This window comes from Dyadobacter sp. (genome assembly GCF_051859145.1).
In the GTDB taxonomy this organism is placed as follows: Bacteria; Bacteroidota; Bacteroidia; order Cytophagales; family Spirosomataceae; genus Dyadobacter.
The window spans coordinates 1-5,283 of the sequence record NZ_JBHYGF010000303.1; the positions used below are offsets into that span (position 1 = coordinate 1).

Annotated in this window: 3 protein-coding genes; 1 reads left to right on the plus strand and 2 read right to left on the minus strand. The window is 48.7% G+C overall.

Features of this window, described 5'->3' with window-relative positions:
• Positions 1 to 1,695: glycoside hydrolase family 92 protein (locus ACTIE6_RS16865; protein WP_439557755.1), on the plus strand; the 1,695-nt coding region annotated here is incomplete at its 5' end.
• Here ACTIE6_RS16865 and ACTIE6_RS16870 read toward each other — a convergent pair.
• Both ACTIE6_RS16870 and ACTIE6_RS16875 read right to left on the minus strand, forming a co-directional pair.
• Positions 1,696 to 4,800: a M12 family metallo-peptidase gene (locus tag ACTIE6_RS16870; protein ID WP_439557756.1), complete on the minus strand. Its 3,105-nt coding sequence runs from the start codon at positions 4,798 to 4,800 to the stop codon at positions 1,696 to 1,698.
• Positions 4,801 to 4,889: 89 nt separating this feature from the next.
• Positions 4,890 to 5,283 (minus strand): HAD family hydrolase (locus ACTIE6_RS16875; RefSeq protein ID WP_439557757.1); only part of this gene is annotated, 394 nt, incomplete at its 5' end.

Genomic DNA, 5,283 nt, shown 5'->3' on the forward strand with positions numbered 1-5,283 from the left:
GAGCTGTACCACGGCATGAAAATCCATTTATATGGTGTTTTCAATGAAAGCGGTAATGTGGTTACCGGAATGGGAGACAAGCTGGGTGCAGCCCGGAAGGTGGAAGGTAAGAACGCCCGTGCCGCCATCAATTTCCCGAGAAATGATAAAGAAATAGAACTGAAATACGCAATCTCCTTCGTGTCTGCCGAGCAGGCGAAAAAGAACTTCGAGAATGAACTGAAAGCGACGGATTTTGAAACCCTCAAAAAGCAGGGAGAGCGTGCGTGGGAGAAGGTAATCGGACAGATCAACGTACAAGGCGGCACTGAGGCGCAAAAAAGAAGCTTTTATACCGCATTATACCGGACTTACGAGCGGATGGTCGACATTTCGGAAGACGGGAAATATTACAGCGGATATGACAACAAGGTACATCACGAGAACCGCACTTTTTACGTAGACGACTGGATGTGGGATACTTACCTGGCGCACCACCCGCTCCGCACCATTCTCAACCCGGGGCAGGAAGAGGATATGCTGCAATCTTTTGTAGATATGTACAAGCAGAGTGGCTGGATCCCGCAGTTTCCTGTTTTGTTTGGAGATAATCCCTGCATGAATGGGTTTCACTCGTCCATTGTGCTGCTCGATGGTTACAAGAAGGGGCTGCGCAATTTTGAAATTGAAAAAGCGTACGAGGGAATGGTGAAGAATGCCAACGAGGCTACCATGCTGCCCTGGGTGAATGGACCGAAGTGCGAGCTGGATGATTTTTATCTGAAAAACGGATACTATCCTGCGCTTGGAAAGGGAGAAAAGGAAACGGTGAAGCTCGTTACGCCATTTGAAAAACGACAGTCGGTAGCAGTGACGCTGGGCGGGGCTTATGATGATTGGGCAGTCGCGGAAATGGCTGCTGCACTGGGTAAAACTCAGGATCACGCCATTTTCAGCAAGCGCGCTTTGAACTACAAAAACCTCTGGCACAAAGAGCAGATGATGTTTATTCCCAAAGACCGCAAAGGGAATTTTATCAAGATTGACCCCAAGTTTGACGGCGGAATGGGCGGACGTGAGTATTACGACGAAAATAATGGGTACACTTACAAGTGGCAGGTGCAGCACGATATTCCCGGGCTGATCGGCTTAATGGGTGGGAAGCAGCAATTCGAAGCAGAGCTCGACCAGCTTTTCCGCGAAGATCTGGGAAGAAGCAAATACGAGTTCTGGGCCAAGTTTCCCGATGCGACCGGCAATGTGGGCCAGTTTTCAATGGGCAACGAGCCGAGCTTTCACATTCCATATTTGTACAACAGCACCTCCCCCTGGAAAACCCAGAAACAGATCCGGTTTTTGCTGGATGTTTGGTTTAAAGACAACATTTTCGGGATACCCGGCGATGAAGACGGCGGTGGTATGACAGCCTTCGTGGTATTTTCTTCAATGGGTTTTTACCCGCTGACACCCGGCAAACCTGAGTACACGATCGGAAGCCCGCTTTTTGAGAAAACAACCATTGACCTGCAAAACGGGAAACAGTTTACAGTGCTCGCCAATGGGGCTTCCGTCGTGAACAAGTACATTCAGAGCGCCAGGTTCAATGGAAAACCTTTGAACAAACCCTTATTTACACATACCGACTTAATGGCCGGAGGTACCCTCGAACTCGAAATGGGACCAAAGCCTAACAAACAATGGGGGTTAGGGGAGTAATCACCTCCTAAGCTCAACAGGTCGGCTTATTGTCTCCTTCCCATTGTCAATGCGGATGAAATAACGTCCGCCGGGAAGTGGTGATAAGTCGACCGATTCGGAAGTTTTCAATAGTTGAACCTCTTTATCGAGCAGCTTTTTTCCTTCCATTGTTATGACCGAAATCCTTCCCGATGTCCCGGTTTGTTCGGGTGGCAAGGAGATACGTACTGTATTTTGCGTTGGATTTGGATATAAATAGGTGTCGTCAATATCAGGAAACGTCACTGTTACAATCTTGCTCAATGCGAAATCCTGGTCTGTCTCCACGGATTTAAGGCGGTAGTAGTTTTTCCCGGCCGCGGGGTACAGGTGCGTGAGCTCGTAGGTGGGTTTTTGCGCAGCTTCAATGCGGCCTGTTGGTTCGAATCTCTTTCCGTCGGTGCTGTGTTCTACCACATATTCCAGCATATCCACTTCATCTTCAACCCGCCAGTTCAGCTTCACCGCATTCTCGATTTTTGCTGCTTCAAAACTGACCAGCGTCACTGGTAGCAGGTTGGAAGTAACGATGCGCACCATACCATATATGGTAGAAACCCAGGCGCTTTCATATTTGTCAACAAACATCTGACCACTGAAATTTGTATAGGGAATTTCTACTTCCATATTCTCCCAGCTTCCGTCTTTGAACCGGTAGATCTGGGATTGGTAGCCTGTTTGAAGAACATAAGGTATTCCATCCGGGGCGAATGTCAGGGTATAAGGTGAGTTTATCGGGGAGTTGTTCCGATCATAAACAGTCCAGCTGCTGCCATTAAAGCGCGCTATGGAGTTCGTCGAAGTATTTGAATTGTATTGCCGGATCCAGATTGCCCCGTCTGGTGCCAGTTCCATCTGGTAAATGATACTGTGAATGTTAGGGTCAGTATTCTGGCTCATCGTCTCATAATGCGAGGCATTTTCCAGATCGGTGACTACAATCTTGTTGATACCGTCGTTGGAATCTGACAACAATGTCCAAACCTTTGTTCCCGAAACTCTAACCTGAATAATGTATTCGTTTGGGGCGAAGTACCTGTGCTGCATCACATATCCATTCTTTTCCCAGAAAATCTGCTTTCCATTCCAGGCCACTTTTCCGTCCGGATCAAAGTCGTACACTTCTTCGTAAAACTGGATTACAGTCGATTCTCCTGTCAGGTCTTCATTCAACGTGCGGGCCCACCTTACTGCGTTGTAGGCACCTTTGCTCATGAACTGAACCATTTTGTTTTTGTCGGAATGCAGGGAGCGCTGCAACATACCCGAGCCGATCAGTCCGTCGGTGGTGTTCCGGTTAAAAACCTGATAGCTGAGGTTGATCGGGTTCATGCGGATGTAACCTGTGCCTGGTGTTTCAAACCAGATATACTTATCGGAAACAGCCATGTTCTGCGACAAGTTACCAAACACTTTTGCGTCCGTTTCTGTCATAAATGTGATTTTGTCAGACAGCTCGGTGCTTCCGGTTGAAAACGACATCACATAGCTGGCTAGCGGCATTTCGGGATAAATGATCGGGTTGTTGTTCCATTCCTCAACTTTCATGTATAAGGTCTGGTTGGCTGGGAGATTTTTGAAAAAACCTGTTGGCTCCTGCTCTTTGACCATCATCGGACTGCTGAAATCACCATTGTCATCGATCGTAACCCGCACCTGCGAAGTTGGGTCCAGCATCGAATAGAAGTAGGGAAACGAAGTTGGCGTCGGCTGACCGTCCCAGCCGGTTGGAAGAATCAGGCCGTTATAGGGACTTACATTGGGAAGAATGAAGGAATGATCTGACCAGCTTCCTTTTTCGCTCCCATTAACCCCTCTTACCCGCCAGCGCAGAGGTATCCGGTAAGGGATTGTAAAGCTGAAATCGTTGGCAGGGATTGTCTGGTTTACTAAGGTATTGCCAAAACCAAGGTCGAGGGCTTGCGAAATCTGGATCTCATACGCGGATGCGCCTGCTGCTGCATTGAAAAGCAGCTGAACTGTGCTGCCTGTTTCTCGTCGCATGTCACCGCCGAGTGGCGCTGTAATTACGGGCGTACCGATGTTTTTTGGGGTAATGGTTAAAATGGAAGTCGCCGACCAGTCAGAAGCCCCAAGTGCATTGACAGCTTTTATCCTGAAATAATAACCGGTACCCGTGACAAGCTGGCTCGTTTCAAATCCATTGAATGGAAGCTCGGTTATGGTTTCGCCTGAAAAATCCGCGTTTTGTGAAATGCTGAGCTGGTATCTGGTAGCTGCTAAAATAGGATCAAAAGTGAAGAAATCCCGCTCTCCTGCGTTGTAAGCAGGTTGCAGGCTCACCTGCTCAGGGGCAGATCCAATGCTTGCGAAGTGACCTGCCGCGTGCAGCATCATAATTTCGCGGGATAAGGGGTGAAATGTATTTTCGCGGCTGTTGCAGTAGCTCATAATGGTACTTACCTGTAACATTTCCAGTGACTTATCATAGCATCCGTATTCGGGCACGGCGCAGTAGTCGATCGGTCCGCCGGGCCAGTTGCAGCTGTGCGTATGCGGCGAACTGAGATTGTGGCCGAGCTCGTGCGCCAGCACCTGCGGCGAGTATAAAGGGGAAACGCTTTCTACTCCTGACAGATAAGCAATTCCCCCAGGGCCATTCTGCTGTTTGGTATACAGGTAAATGTGCTTGTCAAAACCGACTGAAAGCGGCACCTGATTGATGCGGCCGAGAAGCACGTTGCTGTCGTTGATACCCCTGAAAGGATCCGCGTCATTGGGCTTCCAGATCCGGATCACACTCACTACCAGGCGGATATTTGTTTCTGCTTCGAAAATTTTGGAGCACCAGGAAACCATTTTCAGTACATCACGCCGGATCGCAGCAGTATCTCCGGCGAACTCCGTGTACGTATCAGAGTCGATTTCGACAGCCAGCCTGCAAATTTTCATCTCTGCATTTGTCCGCGCACGCATCAGCCCGGGAGACTGGCGCATCAGGTTCAGCAGACTATCGGTTTCCCTTGAAGTTTCTTCTTTGGTACCGCAGGAAACATCTTTTGTTTGGGCTTTGAGAACCAGGCTGCTGAACAGCAAAAGCGTTGTTAGTAGAAGTTTTCGCATATGGATCTGGAATTTTCCCATATGACCCTGAAAAGAAATCGCCCGCTGCCTGAGGGGCGCGGGCAATTTAAAATTTAAAATGCGCTGACTTACAAATGATCCAGTATTTCCCCCAATCTTTCCAGCTGCATAAAATTGTCGTGTTCCAGGGTGTGTTCGTAGTGCTCGTGATGCCAGGTTACGTGAAATGGAATATGTGCCGCAAAGCCTCCGAGTTCAAGTACGGGCAGTACATCCGATTTGATCGAGTTACCCAGCATCAGGAAGTTTTCCGGGCGGCAATCCAGGTGCCTGATGAGCTTGCTGTAATCCTGCACGCGCTTGTCGCTCATGATTTCAATGTGGTGAAAATATTCCAGCAAGCCCGATTTCTGTAATTTCCGCTCCTGGTCCAGCAAGTCGCCTTTTGTTGCTACAATGAGCCTGTACTTTCCTTTGAGGGTTTCCAGTACATGCTGGACATCTTCCAGCAGCTCTACGGGC

Coding starts and splice junctions, on each gene's coding strand:
- ACTIE6_RS16870 (WP_439557756.1), bottom strand. CDS start 4,800: ATGCGAAAACTTCTACTAACAACGCTTTTGCTGTTCAGCAGCCTGGTT.